Annotated in this window: 22 protein-coding genes; 14 read left to right on the top strand and 8 right to left on the bottom strand. The window is 72.4% G+C overall.

The window, feature by feature from the left end; all coding sequences use genetic code 11:
- Positions 1-23: 23 nt before the first annotated feature.
- The 3 genes from D9C15_RS14575 to alr form a co-directional block, all read right to left on the bottom strand.
- A complete protein-coding gene (locus D9C15_RS14575; protein ID WP_127998418.1) occupies positions 24-1088 on the bottom strand; it encodes a Gfo/Idh/MocA family protein in 1065 nt (354 codons plus the stop codon).
- Positions 1088-1840 (bottom strand): ThuA domain-containing protein, encoded by a 753-nt coding sequence (locus tag D9C15_RS14580; protein ID WP_127998420.1) that lies wholly within the window; start codon positions 1838-1840, stop codon positions 1088-1090. Before D9C15_RS14580 ends, D9C15_RS14575 begins: the two co-directional genes overlap by 1 nt.
- An 87-nt stretch (positions 1841-1927) precedes the next feature.
- Positions 1928-3025 carry an alanine racemase gene (alr, locus tag D9C15_RS14585; protein WP_127998422.1) on the bottom strand — a complete coding sequence of 366 codons (1098 nt, stop codon included), beginning with the start codon at positions 3023-3025 and terminating at the stop codon, positions 1928-1930.
- Positions 3026-3150: 125 nt separating this feature from the next.
- Here alr and lplT point away from each other — a divergent pair, with 125 nt between their 5' ends.
- The gene (lplT, locus tag D9C15_RS14590; RefSeq protein WP_127998424.1) at positions 3151-4428 is read left to right on the top strand and encodes a lysophospholipid transporter LplT; all 1278 of its coding nucleotides are present in this window, start codon (positions 3151-3153) and stop codon (positions 4426-4428) included.
- A gap of 108 nt (positions 4429-4536) precedes the next feature.
- On the opposite strand, the gene D9C15_RS14595 is transcribed toward lplT, so the two are convergent.
- Positions 4537-5415, bottom strand: a complete 879-nt coding sequence (locus D9C15_RS14595) for an SGNH/GDSL hydrolase family protein (RefSeq protein ID WP_127998426.1) — start codon at positions 5413-5415, stop codon at positions 4537-4539.
- A gap of 92 nt (positions 5416-5507) precedes the next feature.
- On the opposite strand from D9C15_RS14595, the gene D9C15_RS14600 reads away from it, so the two are divergent.
- Positions 5508-6398, top strand: coding sequence for an EamA family transporter (locus D9C15_RS14600; protein ID WP_127998428.1), 891 nt, complete (start codon positions 5508-5510; stop codon positions 6396-6398).
- On the opposite strand, the gene D9C15_RS14605 is transcribed toward D9C15_RS14600, so the two are convergent.
- Positions 6390-7292: a response regulator gene (locus D9C15_RS14605; protein ID WP_127998430.1), complete on the bottom strand. Its 903-nt coding sequence runs from the start codon at positions 7290-7292 to the stop codon at positions 6390-6392. The genes D9C15_RS14600 and D9C15_RS14605 overlap by 9 nt on opposite strands.
- A gap of 125 nt (positions 7293-7417) precedes the next feature.
- On the opposite strand from D9C15_RS14605, the gene D9C15_RS14610 reads away from it, so the two are divergent.
- From D9C15_RS14610 to D9C15_RS14640, 7 genes are all read left to right on the top strand, one after another.
- Entirely contained in the window at positions 7418-7909 is a 492-nt protein-coding gene (locus D9C15_RS14610; protein ID WP_127998432.1) for a glutathione peroxidase, read from the top strand.
- A gap of 10 nt (positions 7910-7919) precedes the next feature.
- Entirely contained in the window at positions 7920-9113 is a 1194-nt protein-coding gene (locus D9C15_RS14615) for an amino acid aminotransferase (RefSeq protein WP_127998434.1), read from the top strand.
- Between the two features lie 78 nt (positions 9114-9191).
- On the top strand, positions 9192-9578 hold the full coding sequence (locus D9C15_RS14620; RefSeq protein WP_127998436.1) for a DUF1924 domain-containing protein: 387 nt from the start codon (positions 9192-9194) through the stop codon (positions 9576-9578).
- A gap of 9 nt (positions 9579-9587) precedes the next feature.
- Entirely contained in the window at positions 9588-10043 is a 456-nt protein-coding gene (locus D9C15_RS14625; RefSeq protein WP_127998438.1) for a diheme cytochrome c, read from the top strand.
- A gap of 9 nt (positions 10044-10052) precedes the next feature.
- Positions 10053-10760 carry a cytochrome b/b6 domain-containing protein gene (locus tag D9C15_RS14630; protein WP_127998440.1) on the top strand — a complete coding sequence of 236 codons (708 nt, stop codon included), beginning with the start codon at positions 10053-10055 and terminating at the stop codon, positions 10758-10760.
- A gap of 7 nt (positions 10761-10767) precedes the next feature.
- Complete coding sequence (locus tag D9C15_RS14635; protein ID WP_127998442.1) at positions 10768-11433, top strand: response regulator; 666 nt, start codon at positions 10768-10770, stop codon at positions 11431-11433.
- Entirely contained in the window at positions 11430-12764 is a 1335-nt protein-coding gene (locus tag D9C15_RS14640) for an ATP-binding protein (RefSeq protein ID WP_127998444.1), read from the top strand. Before D9C15_RS14635 ends, D9C15_RS14640 begins: the two co-directional genes overlap by 4 nt.
- On the opposite strand, the gene D9C15_RS14645 is transcribed toward D9C15_RS14640, so the two are convergent.
- Positions 12765-14051 carry an Hsp70 family protein gene (locus D9C15_RS14645; RefSeq protein WP_127998446.1) on the bottom strand — a complete coding sequence of 429 codons (1287 nt, stop codon included), beginning with the start codon at positions 14049-14051 and terminating at the stop codon, positions 12765-12767.
- 63 nt (positions 14052-14114) lie between these two features.
- On the opposite strand from D9C15_RS14645, the gene D9C15_RS14650 reads away from it, so the two are divergent.
- The 4 genes from D9C15_RS14650 to D9C15_RS14665 all read left to right on the top strand — a co-directional run bounded on the left by D9C15_RS14650 (position 14115) and on the right by D9C15_RS14665 (position 17667).
- A complete protein-coding gene (locus tag D9C15_RS14650) occupies positions 14115-14696 on the top strand; it encodes a sigma-70 family RNA polymerase sigma factor (protein WP_127998448.1) in 582 nt (193 codons plus the stop codon).
- Positions 14697-14754: 58 nt separating this feature from the next.
- A complete protein-coding gene (locus D9C15_RS14655; protein WP_127998450.1) occupies positions 14755-15486 on the top strand; it encodes an anti-sigma factor in 732 nt (243 codons plus the stop codon).
- Between the two features lie 91 nt (positions 15487-15577).
- Positions 15578-16054: a tetratricopeptide repeat protein gene (locus tag D9C15_RS14660; RefSeq protein WP_127998452.1), complete on the top strand. Its 477-nt coding sequence runs from the start codon at positions 15578-15580 to the stop codon at positions 16052-16054.
- Positions 16055-16095: 41 nt separating this feature from the next.
- Positions 16096-17667 (top strand): alkaline phosphatase D family protein, encoded by a 1572-nt coding sequence (locus tag D9C15_RS14665; RefSeq protein WP_240668410.1) that lies wholly within the window; start codon positions 16096-16098, stop codon positions 17665-17667.
- A 372-nt stretch (positions 17668-18039) separates the two neighbouring features.
- On the opposite strand, the gene D9C15_RS14670 is transcribed toward D9C15_RS14665, so the two are convergent.
- Entirely contained in the window at positions 18040-18990 is a 951-nt protein-coding gene (locus D9C15_RS14670; RefSeq protein ID WP_240668411.1) for a fasciclin domain-containing protein, read from the bottom strand.
- Between the two features lie 183 nt (positions 18991-19173).
- Between D9C15_RS14670 and D9C15_RS14675 the strand changes: the two genes are divergently transcribed.
- Positions 19174-19785 (top strand): TetR/AcrR family transcriptional regulator, encoded by a 612-nt coding sequence (locus tag D9C15_RS14675; protein WP_127998456.1) that lies wholly within the window; start codon positions 19174-19176, stop codon positions 19783-19785.
- Positions 19786-19801: 16 nt separating this feature from the next.
- On the opposite strand, the gene D9C15_RS14680 is transcribed toward D9C15_RS14675, so the two are convergent.
- Complete coding sequence (locus D9C15_RS14680; protein WP_127998458.1) at positions 19802-20221, bottom strand: universal stress protein; 420 nt, start codon at positions 20219-20221, stop codon at positions 19802-19804.
- Positions 20222-20253 lie beyond the last annotated feature (32 nt).

The raw sequence follows: 20253 nt of genomic DNA on the forward strand, positions 1-20253 counted from the left end.
CCCTCCCGGAGCCGCGTTGTACCTCAGGCCGGCCGCTCCCAGGCCCCGCTGGCGGCCGAGCGCTCGCAGGCGTCCAGCAGCGCCTGCACCTGCGCACCGCGCGCGATGTCCGGCGCCTCCGCACGGCCGCGTTTGACGGCGCGAACGAAGCGCTCCCACACGTTCGGCGCCACCGGGAACTCGCGGCTCTTCCAGCGGCCCTTTTTCACGTCGCGGCCCAGGCAGGTGGAGAGGCGCTCGTAGCTCTCGTCCAGGTCGAAGCGCAGCGCGCCTTCGGTGCCGTGCACCTCCACCCTCAGGTGGTTGATGTGGCCGGTGGCCCAGCGCGTGGCCTGCACCACGCCGAGCGCGCGGCCGCCGTAGTCGAGCTGCACCACCGCGCTGTCGTTGGCGTCCAGCAGCTTGCCCTGCCAGCGGGTGTGCGTGCCCCCGTCGGGGGCGACCTTGGGGAAGGTCGCCAGCTCGCAGCGCAGGCGGGTCGGCAGCCCGGTGACCGCGGTGGTCAGGTCCAGGATGTGCACGCCCACGTCGCCCAGCACGCCGCCCGAGCCGGCCGCGGTCTGCAGGCGCCACAGGAAGGCCTCGCTGCTCCAGTGGCTCCACAGGTCGCTGACCAGCCAGCTCTGCAGGTAATGCGCGTTCACGTGGCGCAGCTCGCCGAGCTTGCCGGCCGCCACCAGCCTGGCGGCCTGCTCGGCCGCCGCCGAGCGCCGGTAGCTCAGGTTGACCATGCCGATCAGCTCGGGGTGCGCCGAGGCGGCGGCCTCGACCAGGCGCGCCTCCTCGAGCGTGACCGTCAGCGGCTTCTCGCACAGCACATGCTTGCCGGCCGCGAGCGCGGCGATGGTCGGCTCGGCGTGGAAGCGGTCCGGCGTGACGATGGACACCGCGTCGACCTGCGCGAAGAAGGCCTCGCGGTCCTCGGTGGCGAACGGAATCCGGTGCTTGCCCGCGAACTCGGCGGCGCGGCCGGGCACGATATCGAGACAGGCGGTCAGCGCGACGCCGGGGATCTTCTGGAAGGCATCGGCATGGGCGCGCGCCATCGCGCCGGTGCCGATGATGCCGATGCGGAGCTTTGCAGCCATCAGTGCACCGACCCGCCGTGTTCGACGATCGGCTCGAGCGACTTCGCCACCGGCCGCTCCGGCGCGCCCCAGGCGAACTGCCCGTCCGGCCGGGCCCACTTCACCGCGTTGCGCAGCACCTGCTGCACCTCGGCCTGGTGGTAGGTGGGGTAGGTCTCGTGGCCGGGGCGGAAGTAGAAGACCTTGCCGCCGCCGCGCTTGTAGGTGACGCCGCTGCGGAACGCCTCGCCGCCGGCGAACCAGGACAGGAACACCACCTCGTCCGGGTTCGGGATGCCGAAGGGCTCGCCGTACATCTCCTCGTGCTCGATGTCGATCCAGGCCGGCAGCCCCTGCGCGATCGGGTGCGCCGGATTGCAGACCCACAGCCGCTCCTTCTCGCCGGCCTCGCGCCAGACCAGGTCGCAGTTGTGGCCCATCAGGCGCTTGAAGATCTTCGAGTGGTGGCCGCTGTGCAGCACGATCAGGCCCATGCCCTGCAGCACACGCTGCTGCACGCGATCGACGATCCTGTCGTCGACCTGGCCGTGGGCGGCATGGCCCCACCAGGTCAGCACGTCGGTCTGCGCCAGCACGGCCTCGGTCAGGCCATGCTCGGGCTGGTCCAGCGTGGCGGTGGTGGCGCGGATGCCGGGGTCGGCGTTCAGGGCATCGGCGATGCAGCCATGCATGCCCTTGGGGTACAGCTCGGCGACCAGCTTGTGCTTCTTCTCGTGGACGTTTTCGCCCCAGACGGTGACGCGCAGGGTCATGGCGTGATGGCTCCTCGGTGGTGGAGCTGCGCATGGTAGCGATCCGCCGGGCGCTTTCCAAAGCGCTTTGAAAGACCCTGCGCTCCTCTACACCACTCGGGTCGGCACACGCGGTGCCAGCGCACACATCAGTTCGTAGCCGAGCGTGCCGGCACTGGCGGCGACCTCGTCGATCGGCAGCCGGCTGCCGCCCGGCCCCTGGCCCCACAGCGTGACCTCGCTGCCCAGGCGTGCGCCCGGCACCGGCGTCAGGTCGACCGTGATCATGTCCATCGACACGCGCCCGACGATGCGCGTGCGCACGCCGTCCACCAGCACCGGGGTGCCGGTGGGCGCGACACGCGGGTAGCCGTCGGCATAACCGCAGGCGACCACGCCGATGCGCATCGACGCCTCGGCACGGAACGCGGCGCCGTAGCCGACCGCGTCGCCCGGCTGCAGGTCCTGCAGCGCGATCAGCTGGGCGCGCAGCGTCATGGCCGGCTGCAGACCCCAGTGGGCGGCGTCGTGCAGCGGGTGGTCGGGCGAGGAGCCGTAGACCTCGATGCCCGGGCGCACCCAGTCGCCGCGCAGCGCCGGGTCGAGCGCGGCGGCACGCAGCGTGGCAGCACTGTTGGCCAGGCTGCGGTCGCCCGGCAGGCCCTCGGTGGCGCGCTCGAAGGTGGCCAGCGCGTCGGCGATGCCGCCGTCCGCGTCGGCACTGGCGAAGTGCGTCATCAGCACGATGTCGTCCACCTGCGTCAGGCCGGACAGGCGCTGCCAGGCGGCGCGGAAGGCGGCCGGCCGGAAGCCGAGCCGGTTCATGCCGCTGTTGAGCTTGAGGAACACGCGCATCGGGCGGCTGGTCTTGTGCGCGGCCAGCCAGTCGATCTGCGCCTCGTGGTGCACGGTGTGCCAGAGGTCCAGGCGCGAGCACAGCTCGAGGTCGCGCGGTTCGAAGCAGCCCTCCAGCAGCAGCACCGGAGCGCGCCAGCCGAGCGCGCGGATGCGCTCGGCCTCGGCCAGGTCGAGCAGCGCGAAACCGTCGGCGCCGGCCAGGCCCGCGTAGGCGCGCTCGATGCCGTGGCCGTAGGCGTTGGCCTTGACCACCGCCCAGACCTTGGCGTCCGGCGCGTGGGCCCGCGCGACGCGCAGGTTGTGCGCCAGCGCCTCGGTGTGGATGAGGGCTTCGATCGGCCGCGGCATGGTGCGTGGATTCTGCCAGCGCACCCGCGCCGGGCACGCCCGGCGACGCGCAAGGCGCGTGCTATAAACCGGCGCCGCAAGAAGACCCCCGCATCGTTGGGCGGCGCGCAGCAGCACCGGAGCGAATGAAGAAGGGCTTCTACACCATCATGTCGGCGCAGTTCTTCAGCTCGCTGGCCGACAACGCCTTGCTGGTGGCGGCCATCGAACTCCTGAAGACCTCCGGCGCGCCGGCCTGGCACGTGCCGGCGCTCTCGCCGATGTTCGCGCTGTTCTACGTCGTGCTGGCCCCCTTCGTCGGTGCCTTCGCCGACGCGGTGCCCAAGGGGCAGGTGATGTTCGTCTCCAACGCCATCAAGGTGGTGGGCTGCCTGCTGATGCTGTTCGGCGGCCACCCGCTGCTGGCCTACGCGATCGTCGGGCTCGGCGCCGCCGCCTACTCGCCGGCCAAGTACGGCATCCTCACCGAGCTGCTGCCGGCTTCGCAGCTGGTCAAGGCCAACGGCTGGATCGAGGGGCTGACGATCCTGTCGATCATCTTCGGCATCCTGCTGGGCGGCCAGCTGCTGGGCCGCACGGTCTCGGGCCAGCTGCTGCACCTGGACCTGCCGCTGCTGGACACCGGCATCGATACCCCGCCCGAGGCGGCGATCTCGCTGATCGTGTTCCTCTACGTCGCCGCCGCGCTGTTCAACCTGAAGATCCCGCGCACCGAGGCGCCGCTGCAGCCGCTGCCGGCCAGCCCGGTGGTGCTGGTGCGCGACTTCTCCGTCTGCAATGCGCGGCTGTGGAGCGACAAGCTGGGCCAGATCTCGCTGGCCACCACCACGCTGTTCTGGGGCGTCTCGGGCAACCTGCGAGTGATCGTGTTCGCCTGGGCCGCCGCCGCGCTGGGCTACGGCACCTCGCAGGCCTCGTCGCTCGTCGGCGTGGTGGCGATCGGCACCGCCGCCGGCGCGGTGGCCGCGTCGCTGCGCTGCCGGCTCGACCAGGCCACCGGCGTGATCCCGCTGGGCATCGGCATGGGCGTGCTGGTGATCGGGCTGAACTTCATCCACAACGTCTGGGCCGCCGCGCCGTTCCTGGTGCTGCTCGGGGCGATCGGCGGCTTCCTCGTGGTGCCGATGAACGCGCTGCTGCAGCACCGCGGCCACAACCTGATGGGCGCCGGACGGTCGATCGCGGTGCAGAACTTCAACGAGCAGGCCTGCATCCTCGGCCTCGGTGCGTTCTACACCGGCATGACGAAGTTCGGGCTGTCGGCCTTCGGCGCGATCACCGTGTTCGGCCTGGTCGTGGCCGGCACGATGGAGCTGATCCGGCGTTGGCACGCCAAGAACCTGGTGCAGCACAAGGCCGAGGTCGACCACCTGCTGGCGATCGCGCGGAGCGACAAGCACTGAGCGCGCCAGCGCCCGGTGCCTGAGGCGCCGGGCCCTGTGGCCGCAGGCCCCGTGAGCCGCAGCCCCAGGCGCCGCTCGAGCGAAGCACGCCGGCGCAGTGGCTCCGCGTCAGCCGATCAGCACCTTCTCGATCGCCGGCGCCCAGGCGGCCGCCAGCTTGCGGCAGCCGGCACGCGTCAGGTGGATCTCGTTGGCCCAGTCGCCGCTCTCCCCGCGGGTGTCGGGCTGCGCCGGCAAGATCGCCACCGCCGCGGTGTCGAAGAAGTGCAGGTTGGGGAAGCGCACCGTGTCGGCGGCGCAGGCGGCCAGCAACTCTCCGAGACGGCGGATCAGCAGCCTGGCGAGCGCCTCGTGGTCGCCCGGCGGAATGCCATAGGCGCGCAGCGGCGGCAGCAGCCAGGGCCCCAATCCCGGGCCGGCCGGTGCCGGGCGCGGCGTGGGCAGCGCGTAGCCGTGCAGGAAGATCGGCGCACCGCGCGATTGCCCGGCGTCGCGCAGGTCGACGATGCGCCGGAGGTTCTCCTGCAGGTAGCCGACGAAGGTCTGCCAGCCCGGCTCGCTCAGGTAGCGCGCCGCGCCCAGCGATGCGTCGCCCCATTCGTCGCGCGTGAGCAGCAGGCGCAGGGCCGGCGGGTGGCCGGTGGGGGGTACCTGCAGCGCGTCGATCAGGTCGTTGCCGCCGCAGGACAGCAGCAGGCCGTCCCAGGGACGTTGGATCCGGCCGGCGAGCAGCGCGGCGAACATCGGGTCGCGGCCGAAGTCGGCCATGTGCGTCAGCGTGTCGCCCGGCATCGCACAGCTGACCGCGATCGCGCTGCGCTCGAAGCGCAGCGCCAGCAGCAGGTTGGCGTTGTCCAGCGGGTTGAGCGCGCCGATCGTGAACCAGGAATCGCCCTCGGCGAGGAAGCGCCAGCCGACGTCGGACAGCGGCGGCATCATCGTGGGCGAGTTCATGCTGGACGCCGGAAAGACTTGCAGCGGGGTCATGGCGAGGTCCTCCTGGGGGTGCCCGACCGTAGCCCCGCGCCGGCCCGGGCGTCCATCCCGAGATGCCCCCGCGGGCCCGCACAATCGGCCCGATGCCCGTCTCCCGCCCTGAGCTGCAGCCCGCGCTTGCCCTGACCTTCAATGCCTTCGTCTGGGGCTGCTCGTGGTGGCCGTTCCGCCAGCTCGAGGCCCTCGGCCTGCATCCGCTATGGGCCACCGCGCTGATCTACGCCGTGGCGGTGGCGGTGATCCTGGCGCTGCGGCCACGCGCGCTGGGCCAGCTGCTGGGCACGCCGGTGCTGTGGCTGCTGGTGCTGGCCGCCGGCACCACCAATGCGGCGTTCAACTGGGCCGTGACGGTGGGCGACGTGGTGCGCGTGGTGCTGCTGTTCTACCTGATGCCGCTGTGGGCCGTGCTGCTGGCCCGGCTGCTGCTGCACGAGGCACTCACCCGGCTGGCCGCGCTGCGCGTGCTGCTCGCGCTGGCCGGCGCGGCGATCGTGCTGTGGCCGCCGGGCGGCGGCGCGCTGCCGCTGCCGCGCACGCTGCCGGATTGGCTCGGCCTGCTGGGTGGCTTCAGTTTCGCGCTCAACAACGTGCTGCTGCGGCGCGAGGCACACCGGCCGGAGGAAGGCCGCGCGCTGGCGATGTTTGGCGGCGGCATGCTGGTGGCCGGCGCGCTGGCGATCGCGCTCGGCGCGGCCGGCCGCGTCGCGCCGCTGCCGGCGCCCGCACCGGCCTGGCTGCTGGGCGCCGCGACGCTGGCGCTGCTGTTCCTGGCCGGCAACCTGGCCTTGCAGTACGGCGCCGCCCGCCTGCCGGCCAACGTGACGGCGGTGGTGATGCTGACCGAGATCCTGTTTGCCTCGGTGTCGGCGCTGCTGCTGGGCGGCGGCGCCCTGAGCCCGTCGCTGGTGGCCGGCGGCGCGCTGATCCTGCTGGCCGCGCTGCTCGCCGCGGCCGGGCCAGCCGCCTCAGGCTGAACTGGCGGCGGCCGGGGCCTCGGGCCAGTCGAACGCCGGGTCGAGCTGGCGAAGCGTCGTGACGAACGGTTCCTCGAGCAGCGGCTTGGTCAGGTAGGCGTCGCAGCCGGCCAGCGAACCGCGCACGCGGTCCGACGAGCCCTTCAGCGCCGTGACCAGCACGACCGGCGTGCGCAGCCCCCGGCGCGTGGCCTCCTGCTTCACCGCCTGGCAGACCTGCAGCCCGTCGACGCTGCCGGCCGGGCCGAGCACCACGTCGAGGAAGGCCAGCGCGTAGGCACGCTGCGCCAGCAGTTCGAGCGCCTCGGCGCCGCTGGCCGCCAGGTGCACGCGGTAGCCGAAGCGCTCGAGGCGTTGCTGCAGGAACTTGCGCGCGATCGCACTGTCGTCGACCACCATCACGTCGCGCCCGCCGCCGCCGCGCGGGGTGCGCGCGGCCGCCGCAGCGACGGCGCTCGGGCGGCGCCGCGCCTGCGGCATCGCGGCCGCCGGTGCCGCCTCGCCCGGCTCCTCGAAGCTCAGCGGCATCAGGCCGCTCTCGGCGTCGGACACGGCGTCGGGCACGGCCAGCCGCATCTCGAGCAGGCGGTCGAGTTCGCGCACGATCGCCAGCGGGTCGACCGGCCGATGCAGGCAGGCCAGCGCGCCGGCGGGCGCCCGGGCCCCGATGAAGACGGTGTCACGCTCGCGCCGGCCATGCGCCGCCGCCTCGACGGCGGCCGGCCGGTCGGCGTCGACGACCAGGAAGTCGGCCAGCCCGGCCTCGTCCACCGGCTCGTAGACCGGCGTGCGCTGCGCTGCCAGCCGGAAGAAGCTGGCCAGCGACTCGCGCTCGAAGGCGGAGAAACCTTCGAGGGCCACGCTGTAGCGGTCGGCGAATTCGGGGACGGACATGTCGGTCGATGGTCCGCGGCCGGGCTGCGCCGCGTCAAGGACCACGAGATCGGGATTGCCGGATCCGCACGGTGATTCCTCACGCGCAGGCGATACCATCGCGCACCACCCCAGCGGGAGCCCCCATGGCCGAGACCTCCGTGCATGATTTCGAGGCCCTGTCGATCGAAGGCAAGCCGGCCCATTTCTCCACGCAGCGCGGCAAGGTGCTGCTGATCGTCAACACTGCCAGCGCCTGCGGCTTCACGCCGCAGTTCGCCGGGCTGGAGGCGCTGTGGAAGGAGTACGGCGGGCGCGGCCTGGTGGTCGTCGGCTTCCCCTGCAACCAGTTCGGCGGGCAGGACCCGGACGGCAACGAGCAGATCGCAGCCTTCTGCCAGCTCAACTACGGCGTCAGCTTCCCGATGATGGCCAAGGTCGACGTCAACGGCGCGAACGCGCATCCGCTGTGGGCCTGGCTCAAGGCCGCCGCGCCGGGCGTGCTGGGCACCGAGGCGATCAAGTGGAACTTCACCAAGTTCCTGGTCGGCAAGGACGGCCGGGTGCTCAGGCGCTACGCCCCCAACGACACCCCCGAATCCCTGAAGAAGGACATCGAGGCGGCCCTGGCCGCATGATCGAGAACGCATGTTTGAACACGTCGAACCCTTTGCCGGCGACCCGATCCTCAGCCTGAACGAGGATTTCCAGAAGGACCCGCGGCCGAACAAGATCAACCTCAGCATCGGCATCTACTTCGACGACGCCGGGCGCATCCCGGTGCTCGAGTCGGTGCAGCGGGCCGAGGCCAAGGTGGTGGCGCGCGGCGGGCCCAAGCCCTACCTGCCGATCGAGGGTGCGGCCAACTTCCGCACTGCGGTACAGGGCCTGCTGTTCGGCCCCGCGCACGAGGCGGTGACGAGCGGGCGCATCGCCACCTTGCAGGCGGTGGGCAGCTCCGGCGGGCTGAAGGTCGGCGCGGACTTCATCAAGCGCTGGTTCCCCGACAGCGGCGTGTGGGTCAGCGACCCGACCTGGGACAACCACCGCTCGATGTTCGAGGGCGCCGGCATCGCGGTGCAGGCCTACCCGTACTACGACGCGGCCACCGGCGGCGTGCGCTTCGCCGACATGCTCGCCACGCTGCGCACGCTGCCGGCCCGCAGCATCGTGCTGCTGCACGCCTGCTGCCACAACCCGACCGGCGTGGACCTGACCCGCGCGCAGTGGGACGAGCTGATCCCCCTGCTGCGCGAACGCGGCGTGATCCCCTACCTCGACCTGGCCTACCAGGGCTTCGGCGATGGCATCGCGGAGGACGCCTACGCCGTGCGCGCGCTGGCCACGGCCGGGCTGAGCTTCTTCGTCGCCAACTCGTTCTCCAAGAGCATGAGCGTGTACGGCGAGCGCTGCGGCGCGCTCAGCGTCGTCTGCCCCGACGCGCGCCAGGCCGAGCTGGTGCTCGGCCAGCTCAAGTTCACGGTGCGGCGCAACTACTCGAGCCCGCCGATCCACGGCGGCCAGATCGTCGCCACCATCCTCGGCGACCCCGAACTGCGCCGCGCCTGGGAGGCCGAGCTCGGCGCGATGCGCGAGCGCATCCTGGCGATGCGCCAGGCGCTGCACCGCGTGCTCAGCGCCAAGGTGCCGGGGCGCAACTTCGACTACTTCCTGACGCAGCGCGGCATGTTCAGCTACACCGGCCTGAGCCCGGCGCAGGTGGACCGGCTGCGCGAGGAATTCGGTGTCTACCTGGTGCGCTCGGGCCGCATCTGCGTGGCCGGGCTGAACCGCGCCAACGTCGAGGCCACCGCCAACGCGATGGCCGCGGTGCTCGCCTGAGCGTCGACGGCGCCGCGGCGCCCGGCTAAGACTTCCTTAAACCCACGCGCCGACCATGGCAGCTCGAAAGGAGTTGCCATGCGTCGAACCCTCGCGATCATCCTCTGCGGCGCCGCCCTGAGCGCGGCGCAGGCCGCCACCCCGGCCGACCAGCTGGCCGGCTATGTCTCGGCCGCCGGCACCACCGCCCAGCCCGAGCGCGGCCGGCAGTTCTTCACCACCAAGGGCAGCCAGGACTGGAGCTGCTCGTCGTGCCACGGCGCCGTGCCGACCCAGGCCGGCAAGCACGCCAGCACCGGCAAGACCATCGAGCCGCTCGCCCCGGCCTTTAACCCGGCGCGCTTCAGCGACCCGGCCAAGACCGAGAAGTGGTTCCGCCGCAACTGCAACGACGTGCTCGGCCGCGCCTGCAGCGCCGGCGAGAAGGCCGACGTGCTGGCCTGGCTGATGACGCTCAAGCCCTGAGGAGCCCCCATGAAGATCGGACCCACCTGCCTGCTGCTGGCCGCCCTGGCCCAGCCCGCCTTCGCGGACGACGACGGCGGCCACCGCTACCAGCCGATGCCGGCGTCCTACGTGCAGGAATGCGGCAGCTGCCATGCGCCGTTCCCGCCACGCCTGCTGCCCAACGAGTCCTGGCGGCGCCTGATGGACAACCTGCCGCGCCACTACGGCACCGACGCCTCGCTGGACACGCCGACGCAGCGCGCGCTGGCGACCTGGCTGGCGGCCAACGCGTCCACGCGGCTGCGCAGCGCCCCGCCCGAGGACCGCATCACCCGCACGCGCTGGTTCGTGCGCGAGCACGACGAGGTGCCCGCCGCGGCCTGGAAGCGGCCGGCCATCAAGAGCGCCGCCAACTGCAGCGCCTGCCACGAGGGCGCGGCGCTGGGCGACTACAACGAACACGCGGTGCGCATCCCGCGCTGAGGAGCACCCATGAACATGAATGACCCGGATCGCGACGTGCTGGTGTGGGACCTGCCGGTGCGCCTGTTCCACTGGCTGCTCGCGGCCTGCTTCGCCGGCGCCTGGCTGACCGCGGAGAGCGAACACTGGCGGCTGCTGCACGTGACGCTGGGCTACACGATGGCGGGGCTGGTGGCCTTCCGCCTGCTGTGGGGCCTGGTCGGCACACGCCATGCACGCTTCGCGAGTTTCGTGCGCGGCCCGCGGGCGGCCTGGCGCTACCTGCGCTCACTAGTGTCGGCGCGGCCCGAGCACCATGCCGGCCACAACCCGGCCGGTGCGCTGGCGATCGTCGCGCTGCTCGGCTTGATCGCCGTCACCGCGGCGAGCGGCTGGGCCACCTACAGTGAACTCGGCGGCGAGTGGCTCGAGGAGGTGCACGAGGCCGCGGCCAACCTGCTGATGGCGGTGGTGGTGGTGCACCTGCTGGGCGTGCTGGTCGGCAGCCTGGTGCACCGCGAGAACCTGGTGCGCTCGATGGTGACCGGCCGCAAGCCGGTGCCGGCGGGCGAGGGCATCGAGCGCCGCTGGGGCGCGCTCGCGGCGCTGGTGCTGGCCGCCGTGCTGGGCTTCTGGTGGCTGCAGTGGCAGACGGCCCCGGCGCCGGACCTGGCGGCCGGCGCCGGCGAGTCGAGTGCACGCCTGTTGAAGCAAGACCGCCACCACGACGAGGACTGAACCGCCCATGCGCATCCTGCTCGCCGAAGACGACCCGCTGCTGGGCGACGGCCTGCGCGCCGGGCTGCGCCAGCTCGGCTTCCAGGTCGACTGGGTGCGCGACGGTGCGGCCGCCGAGCATGAGTTGCGCGCCGGAGAACATGCCGCGGCGGTGCTCGACCTCGGCCTGCCGCGCAAGGACGGCCTCGACGTGCTGCAGGCCGTGCGTGCCGCCGGCACGCGCATGCCGGTGCTGGTGCTGACCGCACGCGACGCGGTGCCCGAGCGCATCCGCGGGCTGGACCTCGGTGCCGACGACTACGTCGTCAAGCCGGTCGACCTGCACGAGCTGGCGGCCCGCCTGCGCGCGCTGGTGCGGCGCGCCAGCGGGCCGGTGCAGGAGCAGCTCGCCGCCCACGGCGTGGAGCTCGACCCGGCGCAGCGCCGCGTGCGCTGCGACGGCGCCGAGGTGGCGCTGTCGGCGCGCGAGTTCGACGTGCTGGAGGCGCTGCTGCGCGCCGACGGCCGGGTGCTCTCGCGCGAGCAGCTCGAGCAGTGCATCTACGGCTGGGGCCAGGAGGTCGAGAGCAACGCGGTCGAGGTGCACGTGCACCACTTGCGCCGCAAGCTCAAGCCCGCGCTGATCCAGACCGTGCGCGGCATCGGCTACGCGATCGCGAAGGCGCCCGCGTGACACGCCCTGCCTCGATCCAGGGCCGGCTGCTGGCACTGGTGATCGGCGCCGTGGCCGCGGTCTGGCTGGTCTCGGCGGTGCTGATCTGGCGCGATGCGGAGCACGAACTCGACGAGCTGCTCGACAGCCACCTGGCGCAGGCGGCGGCCCTGCTGGTGGCGCAGCAGGCCGGCGAACTGGAGGACGACGACCACGAGGTCGATGCCCCGCTGCTGCACCGCTACGCGAGCCGGGTCACCTTCCAGGTCTGGCACGAGGGGCGCCTGGCGATGCGCTCGGCCAACGCACCACGCGCGCCGCTGGCGCAGCACCTCGAGGGCTTCGCGACGATCGACCTCGACGGGGCGCCCTGGCGCGTGTTCGCCGCCCGCGGCGCGGAACGCGACGTGACGGTCTACGTCGCCGAGCGCCTGGGCTCGCGCGCGTCCATCCTGCGCGGCGTGCTGCGCGGCCTGCTCGGCCCGATGCTGCTGGCGCTGCCGCTGCTGGCGCTGCTGTCGTGGTGGGCGGTGCGGCGCGGCCTGGCGCCGCTGCGTGCCCTCGGCGCGGCCATCGCGCAGCGCGAACCGCAGGCCCTGCAGCCGCTCGCGGCCGAGCGCGCGCCTGCCGAGCTGGCGCCGCTGGTCGCCGAACTGAACCGCCTGTTCGAGCGCATCGGCGCCCTGCTCGTCGCCGAGCGGCGCTTCACTGCCGACGCCGCGCACGAGCTGCGCACGCCGATCGCGGCGATCCGCGCCCAGGCCCAGGTGGCACTGGGCGCCGCCGGCGACGAGGCGACGCGCAGCCATGCACTGCAGGCGACGCTGGCCGGCTGCGACCGCGCCGCGCACCTGGTCGAGCAGCTGCTGACGCTGTCGCGCCTGGAGGCCGATGGCCACGCACCGAGCGGCCGGGCCGACCTGGCTCTGATTGCGCGCGAGGTGCTGGCCACGCTCGCCCCGGCCGCCCTGGCGCGTGGCCAGCAGCTCGAGCTGGAGTCGCCAGACCACTGCCCGTTGCCGGGCAGCGCGCCGCTGCTGGCCGCGCTGCTGCGCAACCTGGCCGACAACGCGCTGCGCTACAGCCCGGACGGCGCGCGCGTGCAGGTGCAGCTCGAACCGGTGGCCACCGGCGTGCACCTGCGCATCGAGGACAGCGGGCCCGGCTTGGCCGACGCCGAGCGCGCGCGCCTGGGCGAACGCTTCTTCCGCGTGCTGGGCAGCGGCGCGAGCGGCTCCGGACTGGGCTGGTCGATCGTGCGCCGCATCGCCGAAGTGCACGGCGCGACGGTCACGACGGCCCGCTCGGAGCGCCTCGGCGGCCTGGCCGTCGAGCTGCGCTTTCCGGCCTGATCAGGCGCGGCCGTACCAGCGTTGCGCGAACACGCCCAGGCCGGTGGCCACGCTGGCGAAGCGGTCGCCGCGCACCACCTGCGCGCCCGGGAAGGCCGCCGCGATGCGCTGTGCCAGCACGCGCAGGCCGGTCGAGCCGCCGGTGAAGTAGAGCGCGTCGATGTCGCCCGGCGCGAGCCCGGCCTGGCGCGCCGTCTCCTGCGCCGCGCCGACGATGCGCGCCACGTCGGCCTCGAGCGCGTCGAGCGCCTGCGCCTCGTCGAGCCCGACCGCCAGGTCGCGCTCGACGTGCGACAGGTCGATACGCGTCGAGCCGCCCTCGGCCACCGCGATCTTGGCGGCCTCCGCACGCGCCGCCAGCTCGTGGCCGAGGCGCTCGGTCAGCACCGTCATCAGCCGGTCGTGCTGGCGCGTGTCGGCGTAGAAGCCGCGCATGCCGCGCAGCTCGGCCACGCGCTGCGGGCTGTAGACGGTGTTGATCAGGTGCCAGGTGGCGAGATCGAAGTACACCGCGCTGGGCACCTCGCGCGCCGGCGCACCGGCCACGCTCGGTCCGAAGGCACCGTAGCCGAACGCGGGCAGGATGGCGGCCAGCTCGATGCGGCGGTCGAAGTCGGTGCCGGCCACGTGCACGCCGTGGTTGGCCAGGATGTCGTCCTTGCGCTCGAGCCGCGCCATGCGCGCCGGGCCGACACGCACCAGCGAGAAGTCCGAGGTGCCGCCGCCGATGTCGGCCACCAGCACGCGCTGCTCGCGCTCGACGCCGCGTTCGTAGTCGAAGGCGGCGGCGATCGGCTCGTACTGGAAGTGCACGTCGCGGAAGCCGACCGCGCGCGCCGCGCGCTCCAGCGCGGCCTGCGCCTGGGCGTCGCGCGCCGGCTCGTCGTCGACGAAATACACCGGGCGGCCCAGCACCACGCGCTCGACCGGCGCGCCGCTGGCGGCCTCGGCGCGGCGCTTCAGGTGGCGCAGGTAGCCGGCCACGATGTCGAGGTAGCGCACGCCGCGGCCGCCGCCCACGTCGGTGGTCTGCTCGACCAGGCTGCTGCCGAGGATGCTCTTCATCGAGCGCATCAGCCGGCCGTCCAGCCCGTCGACATAGGCCGCCACCGCGGCGCGGCCGAAGGCGCGCGGCGGCCCGTCGTGCTCGGGCCCGTCGACGAAGTAGAAGACGGCCGTGGGCATGGTGGTGTACCCCGGCTCGAGCTCGACAAGCCGCATGCCCGCCGCAGCGTCGGGCACGGCCACCGCGGAATTGGAGGTGCCGAAGTCGATGGCGCAGTACATGCGGCGGCGGATCCCGGAAAAGGGCGCGGATTGTATCGAGTGCCACTACACTCGCGCTCGCCCATGGCTGCCACCACCAACGACGACCTCGCCCGCTGGCTCGCGCGTGTCGCATTGCGCGACCGGGTCGCCTTCGAGCAGGTCTATCGCGCCACCTCGGGGCATCTGTTGTCGGTCGCGTTCCGTATCTTGAACCAACGCGAGCGCGCGGAAGAGACCCTGCAGGAGGCTTTCATCAACGTGTGGCACAACGCCGGCAGCTTCAATGCGTCGGTAGCCAGCCCGATGACCTGGCTGATCAACATCGTCCGCAACAAGGCGATCGATGCGCTGCGCTCGGGCAAGACCGAGCGCAGCAGCACCGTCGAGCTCGACGACGAGGCGATGCAGATCGCCGCCGACGAGTCGCAGCAGCCGCTGCGCCTGCTCGACGAGAGCCTGCACAAGCTGAAGATCGACGCCTGCATGGCCGCGCTCAGCGCGCAGCAGCGCCAGGCGCTCGCGCTGGCCTATTACCGCGGCATGGTGCACACCGAGATCGCCGAGTCGATCGGCGCGCCGCTGGGCACCGTCAAGGCCTGGGTGCGGCGCGGGCTGGACAAGCTCAAGGGCTGCCTCGAGGCGGCCGGCGTGGTGGCCGCATGAGCGCGCTGGGCCGTTCCCCAGCGCGACTCCCGGAGCGCAAGGCGCGGAGGGTGGCCGAGTGAACCTGCTGCGGCCCGAACTGCTCGACCGCCTGGCGCGCGAGTACGCGCTCGGCACCTTGCATGGCGGCGCGCGGCGCCGCTTCGAGCGCGTGCTGCAGGGCAGCCCGGCGGCGCGCATGGCCCTGGGCACCTGGCAGGAGCGCCTCGGTCAGCTGGCCGCCAGCCTGCCCCCGCTGGAGCCGCGCGAACAGGTCTGGCAGGGGCTCGAGCAGCGGCTCTTCCCGGCCGCCGCGGCACCCGCGGCGGCGCGCCGCGGCGGCTGGCTGGCGGCACTGCTGTCCGGCCGAACGCTGGGCGGGGCATTGGCGGGCGTGCTGCTGTGCGTGCTGCTGCTGCGCACGCAGCCGGGCCTGATCGGCATGGAGCCGGCGAGCGACGGCCTGCCGGCGAGTTACGTCGGCCTGCTCACCGATGCCTCGGGCAAGCCGACCGTGCTGGCCAGCTCGCGACGGCATGGCCGCACGCTGACGGTGAAGATGCTGCAGCCCGTCGCGGTGCCGGCCGGCCGCGTGGCGCAGCTGTGGGCCCTGCCGAAGGAAGGCGCGCCGTTCCCGGTCGGCGTCGTTCCGGCCAGCGGCTCGGCGCGGGTCACGCTGGCCGACAGCTCCGAGAAGCTGTTCTTCACCGTGCCGCGCCTGGCGGTCAGCTTCGAGCCGGCGCCGGCCGCGCCGGGCAGCGCACCGTCCTCCGAGTTTGTGCTCACGGGCAACTGCGTCAAGCTCTGGTGAGGTTGCGGCGCTGCGTCCGCGGCGCCGGGTTCGCACGTATGTCGGGTCATGGCTTCGACGTGAGGCCAGCCCAACACCGAAAGGACCCGCCATGCCCCGTTCCGCTTCCCGCCTTCTGGCCTGCATCGCCATCGCTTTCGCCGCCCAGGCGCACGCGGCCGACACGACACCCTCCACGCCTGCCGCCGCCGACAAGCTGGCCGGCGCGCGCGCGCTGATCGCCGAGAACAAGTGGGTTGCCGCGATCGAGGAACTCAAGCGCGTCGACGACACGGGTAGCGCGGACTGGAACAACCTGATGGGCTACAGCCACCGCAAGGCCAGGACGCCCGACTACGCGGCTGCCGAGCGCTACTACGACGCCGCGCTGCGCATCGACCCGCAGCACCGCGGCGCGCTGGAATACTCCGGCGAGCTGTTCCTGATGACCGGCGACCTGGCGCGCGCCGAGCAGCGCCTGGCGGCCCTGGACAAGGCCTGCTTCCTGCCCTGCAGCGAATACAGCGACCTGAAGAAGGCGATCGCCGCCTACAAGGCCAACGGCCACCGCGTCGTCAGCGCCCCCTGAGCGCGGCGCGCCGGTAGGGCGCGGGCACAATGCCCTCGCCCATGCACCGCCGCCAGCTGCTCGACCTGCTGTCCCGCCGGGCCGCCGCACTGGCACTGGCCGCGCTGTTCGCGCCGCGCGCCGGCGCGCTGGGCGACGGCGAGGCACCGCCGCTGGTCGACGACCCGTTCACGCTCGGGGTCGCCAGCGGCCTGCCGCGGCCCGATTCGGTGCTGCTGTGGACCCGCCTGGCGCCCCGGCCGCACGAGCCCGGCGGCGGCCTGCCGCCGTTGCCCGTGACGGTGCGCTGGGAGCTGGCCGAGGACGAACGCTTCGCCACCGGGCGCCGGCAGGGCAGCGTCAGCGCACGGCCGGAGCACGCCCACAGCGTGCACGTGCCGGTCGACGGCCTGGCGAGCGGGCGCACCTACTTCTACCGCTTCTTCGCGGGCGGGGCGGCCAGCCCGGTCGGCCGCACGCGCACGGCGCCGGCCGCGGACGCAGCGGTCGAGCGGCTGCGCCTCGCGCTGGCCTCCTGCCAGCACTACGAGCAGGGCTGGTATGCCGCGCACCGCGAGATCGCTGCGCGCGAGCTGGACCTGGTGCTGTTCGTGGGCGACTACATCTACGAGACCAGCCGGCCGCGCGAGCGGGTGCGCGAGCACGAAGGCCCGGAGCCGGTCACGCTCGACGCCTACCGTGCCCGCCACGCGACCTACAAGCTCGACCCGGACCTGCGCGCCGCGCACGCCGCCCACCCGTGGCTGCTGATCTGGGACGACCACGAGGTCGCGAACGACTATGCAGGCGAGCTCGGGAGCGGGGAGCTCGATGCGGCCGCCTTCCTGCGCCGGCGCAGTGCGGCGTACAAGGCCTACTTCGAGCATCTGCCGGTGGCGCCGGTCCTGCCGACCGGCGCCGGGTCGTACCGGCTGCACGGCCGTGTTGCCTGGGGGCGGCTGGCCGAGTTCTGGCTGCTCGATGGCCGCCAGTTCCGCAGCCCACAGGCCTGCAACCCCACCGGCCGGGCCGGCGCTCGTGTGTTGTCGGCCGCGGCTTGCCCCGACCTCGCGGCGCCCGAGCGCAGCCTGTACGGCGCAGCGCAGGAACGCTGGCTCGAGGCCGGGCTGGGGACGAGCCGCGCCCAGTGGAAGATCCTGGCCCAGGGCACCCAGATCAGCAGCAGCGCCGTCGAGACGCCGCTCGGCCGGCGTGTCTACAGCGACGGCTGGGACGGGTACCCCGCCGCGCGCGAGCGCCTGCTCGGCGCCGTCGCCCAGCGGGAGCTGCAGGACGTGCTGTGCCTCGGCGGCGACGTGCACCGCCACGTGGCGGCCGATCTGCGGGTGAGGCCGAACGATCCGGCCTCGCCGGTGGTGGCCAGCGAGTTCGTCTGCAGTTCGGTGACGAGCCGGGGGCTGTCCGACTCGCTGATCGCGATGATCCGCTCGTCCAACCCCGACATCGCCCACGCCCGCAGCGACGAGCGCGGCTACGTGCTGCTCGAACTCACGCCCAGCGGCGCGCTGGCCGACTTCCGGGCCACGCCGCATCCCGTCGCGCCGCAGGCGCGACTGCACAGCCAGGCGCGTTTCGCCGTCGCCGCCGGGCGGGCCGGCGTGGTGCGCGACTGACAGCCGGACTGCGCCGCCGGAGCGGTGCGGACATATCGAGTCACAAATTGCACGGTCGCGGTGCTCTTGTTCGAAGCTTCACCCTCCCTCGCGCTGCACACACTGCGATCATGGTGGCGCCGCGATCGCGAGCGCAGGGGGTGGGAGATGACCAGACCGACGAACCGACCATGGTGGGCTTCACTGGGCTTCGGTCCAGCCGAACCGGAGCCCGACACGGACTATGCCGATATGGGGACAGCATTCGGCTTGGATGCGAGCATGTCCTCACTTCCCGCAGAAAGTGATGGCGCGGAGCCCGGCACCGCCGGAGGCCCCGCGCGTCGCCCTGAGAGCGGCCGGTCACGTTGATCCGGGCCGCCCTGCCGGCGCTCAGAGCGTCGGGATCAGCACCTTGTCGGTCACGTGGATCACGCCATTGCTGGCGCGCACGTCGGTCGCGACGATGCCGGCCGGCGAGTCGGTCGAGTCGGTGATCGTGGGCGGCGTGCCCGCGTTGATCGTGATGGTCTGACCGAGCACGGTGGCCACCGGCGTGCCGAAGGGGATGTCGGCCGCCAGCACCTGGCTGTCGAGCACATGGTAGACGAGCACGTCGGCGATCTGCTCCGGCGTCAGCGATTCCACCGTCGAGGCGATGGCCTCGAAGGCCGCGTTGGTCGGCGCGAAGACGGTGTACTCGGCCGTCGCGTCCGACAGCGTGCCGGCCAGGTCCGCGTCGACCACCGCCCCCACCAGCGTGCTGAAGGCGGGATTCAGCTGGGCCATCTGCACCACGTTCAGCACCCCGGGCGGCACGAGCACCTTGTCGATCACGTGGATCACGCCGTTGCTGGCGGGCACGTCGGCGGTGGTCACCGAGGCCTCGGTCAGCACCTCGTCGGTCAGCTTGACGCCGGCGGTGGTGTTCAGCGCCAGCGTCGCGGCGGCTCCGTCGAAGGTGTAGAGCGTGGCCTCGCTGCCGCCACCGGCCACCAGGTCGGCCGCGCTCTTGCGCGCCGGCAGCACGTGGTACTGGAGGATCTTGGCCAGCGTCGGGCCGTCGAGCGCGGTCACCATCGCCTCGGCGCTGGCGAATCCGAGCGTCGTGGCCAGCGACGTGAACGCGGCATCGGTGGGCGCGAACACGGTCAGCGTGGCCGAGGCATCGGACAGGGCCGGCACGAGCCCGGCCTTGTCGGCCGCCGCCACCAATGCGCTGAAGCCGGCCTCGGTGGCTTCCTGCGCCAGGGTGCCCGGCGGCGGATCATCGTCGCTACCGCCACAGGCGGCCAGGAAGGCCAGGGCGGACACGGCCGCCATCCTCTTGAACCAGTCGATCATGGGTACTGCTCCGGTCGATGTGGGGGAGGCGGATTGCGGCCGCCCTGACGCCGGTCAGAACCGGCAGGGCTAAATCTATACTGATAAGTCTTATTTCACAACTATATGGTTTTGTTTGGGACTGGTCCGAAACGAACCGGACTCCTGGGTCCATTGGGGAGCGCGCGCCGGTACAATGCCCGCATGGCCAAGCTGTCGTTCCGTCAACAGGTGCTGCAGGCGCGCGAAGAGGCGATCGTCGCGTCCGTCAACCGGCTGCTGGCGGAAAAGGGCTTCGATCTGATGACCGTCGACGAGGTCGCCGCCGACGTCGGCATCGCCAAGGCGAGCCTGTACAAGCACTTCACCTCGAAGGAGGAGCTGGCGGCCGCCGCCATGATCCGTGTGCTCGACCGTGCGCTGCAGTTCCTCGACGGCCTGCGCAACGACGTGCAGGCCAGCCCGCTCGACCAGCTGAGGGCTGTGGCGCGCTGGACCATGCAGGTGCAGCTGGCCGGCGAGATGCCCTCGCTGCCGGCGCAGAACTCGAGCCTGCGCGCCGCGCTGGTGACCAACAAGGTCTACCTCGACCGGCTGATGGAGGTCAGCGACCGTCTCGGCGCCTGGATCACCGCGGCCCAGCAGCGCGGCGAGATCGACCCGGCCCTGCCCGGCGAGGTGGTGCTCTACACGCTGTTCGCGCGGGCCTGCGATCCGGTGCTCGGCCTGCTCAAGGTCGGCGGACAATACAGCGACGAGCGCATCATCGAACTGCTGCTGTCGACCTGCTTCGACGGGCTGCGCGCCCGCGGCTGAAGGCGCGCGGGGCCGCTCAGCGGATCAGCAGCACCGGCGTGCGGCAACCGGCCAGCACCTTGTTCGAGACCGAGCCCAGCACCAGGCTGCCGATCGATCCGTGGCCGTGCGAGCCCATCACGAGCAGGTCGAAGCCCTGGTCGGCCATCTTGGCGATCACCTCGGCCGCGTGGCCGACCTTGCCGACATATTCCGCCTCCAGGCCCTGCTTCTTGAAGAAGGTCCGGATCGGCTTGAACACGGCGTCGCTGGTGTCGGCGTAGTAGCTCTTCAGGGTCTCGCGATCGATCACCGCGGCGGCACGCGCCGGCACCGGCGGCACAACGTTTAGCACCGTGTACGCATGCTGCGCGCCGAGCCATTCGTCGTGTGCGGCCAGATAGGCCAGCATGCGCTTGGTGTAGGGGCTGCCATCGGCTGCGATCAGGATCTTCATGCGGTCTCCGTGCGGGGTTCTGGTGATGCGCC

Origin of the sequence: Piscinibacter defluvii, assembly GCF_004011805.1 — a bacterium.
Taxonomy (GTDB): Bacteria; Pseudomonadota; Gammaproteobacteria; order Burkholderiales; family Burkholderiaceae_C; genus Piscinibacter; species Piscinibacter defluvii.

Coding starts and splice junctions, on each gene's coding strand:
- D9C15_RS14575 (WP_127998418.1), bottom strand. CDS start 1,088: ATGGCTGCAAAGCTCCGCATCGGCATCATCGGCACCGGCGCGATGGCG.
- D9C15_RS14580 (WP_127998420.1), bottom strand. CDS start 1,840: ATGACCCTGCGCGTCACCGTCTGGGGCGAAAACGTCCACGAGAAGAAG.
- alr (WP_127998422.1), bottom strand. CDS start 3,025: ATGCCGCGGCCGATCGAAGCCCTCATCCACACCGAGGCGCTGGCGCAC.
- lplT (WP_127998424.1), top strand. CDS start 3,151: ATGAAGAAGGGCTTCTACACCATCATGTCGGCGCAGTTCTTCAGCTCG.
- D9C15_RS14595 (WP_127998426.1), bottom strand. CDS start 5,415: ATGACCCCGCTGCAAGTCTTTCCGGCGTCCAGCATGAACTCGCCCACG.
- D9C15_RS14600 (WP_127998428.1), top strand. CDS start 5,508: ATGCCCGTCTCCCGCCCTGAGCTGCAGCCCGCGCTTGCCCTGACCTTC.
- D9C15_RS14605 (WP_127998430.1), bottom strand. CDS start 7,292: ATGTCCGTCCCCGAATTCGCCGACCGCTACAGCGTGGCCCTCGAAGGT.
- D9C15_RS14610 (WP_127998432.1), top strand. CDS start 7,418: ATGGCCGAGACCTCCGTGCATGATTTCGAGGCCCTGTCGATCGAAGGC.
- D9C15_RS14615 (WP_127998434.1), top strand. CDS start 7,920: ATGTTTGAACACGTCGAACCCTTTGCCGGCGACCCGATCCTCAGCCTG.
- D9C15_RS14620 (WP_127998436.1), top strand. CDS start 9,192: ATGCGTCGAACCCTCGCGATCATCCTCTGCGGCGCCGCCCTGAGCGCG.
- D9C15_RS14625 (WP_127998438.1), top strand. CDS start 9,588: ATGAAGATCGGACCCACCTGCCTGCTGCTGGCCGCCCTGGCCCAGCCC.
- D9C15_RS14630 (WP_127998440.1), top strand. CDS start 10,053: ATGAACATGAATGACCCGGATCGCGACGTGCTGGTGTGGGACCTGCCG.
- D9C15_RS14635 (WP_127998442.1), top strand. CDS start 10,768: ATGCGCATCCTGCTCGCCGAAGACGACCCGCTGCTGGGCGACGGCCTG.
- D9C15_RS14645 (WP_127998446.1), bottom strand. CDS start 14,051: ATGTACTGCGCCATCGACTTCGGCACCTCCAATTCCGCGGTGGCCGTG.
- D9C15_RS14650 (WP_127998448.1), top strand. CDS start 14,115: ATGGCTGCCACCACCAACGACGACCTCGCCCGCTGGCTCGCGCGTGTC.
- D9C15_RS14660 (WP_127998452.1), top strand. CDS start 15,578: ATGCCCCGTTCCGCTTCCCGCCTTCTGGCCTGCATCGCCATCGCTTTC.
- D9C15_RS14665 (WP_240668410.1), top strand. CDS start 16,096: ATGCACCGCCGCCAGCTGCTCGACCTGCTGTCCCGCCGGGCCGCCGCA.
- D9C15_RS14670 (WP_240668411.1), bottom strand. CDS start 18,990: ATGATCGACTGGTTCAAGAGGATGGCGGCCGTGTCCGCCCTGGCCTTC.
- D9C15_RS14675 (WP_127998456.1), top strand. CDS start 19,174: ATGGCCAAGCTGTCGTTCCGTCAACAGGTGCTGCAGGCGCGCGAAGAG.
- D9C15_RS14680 (WP_127998458.1), bottom strand. CDS start 20,221: ATGAAGATCCTGATCGCAGCCGATGGCAGCCCCTACACCAAGCGCATG.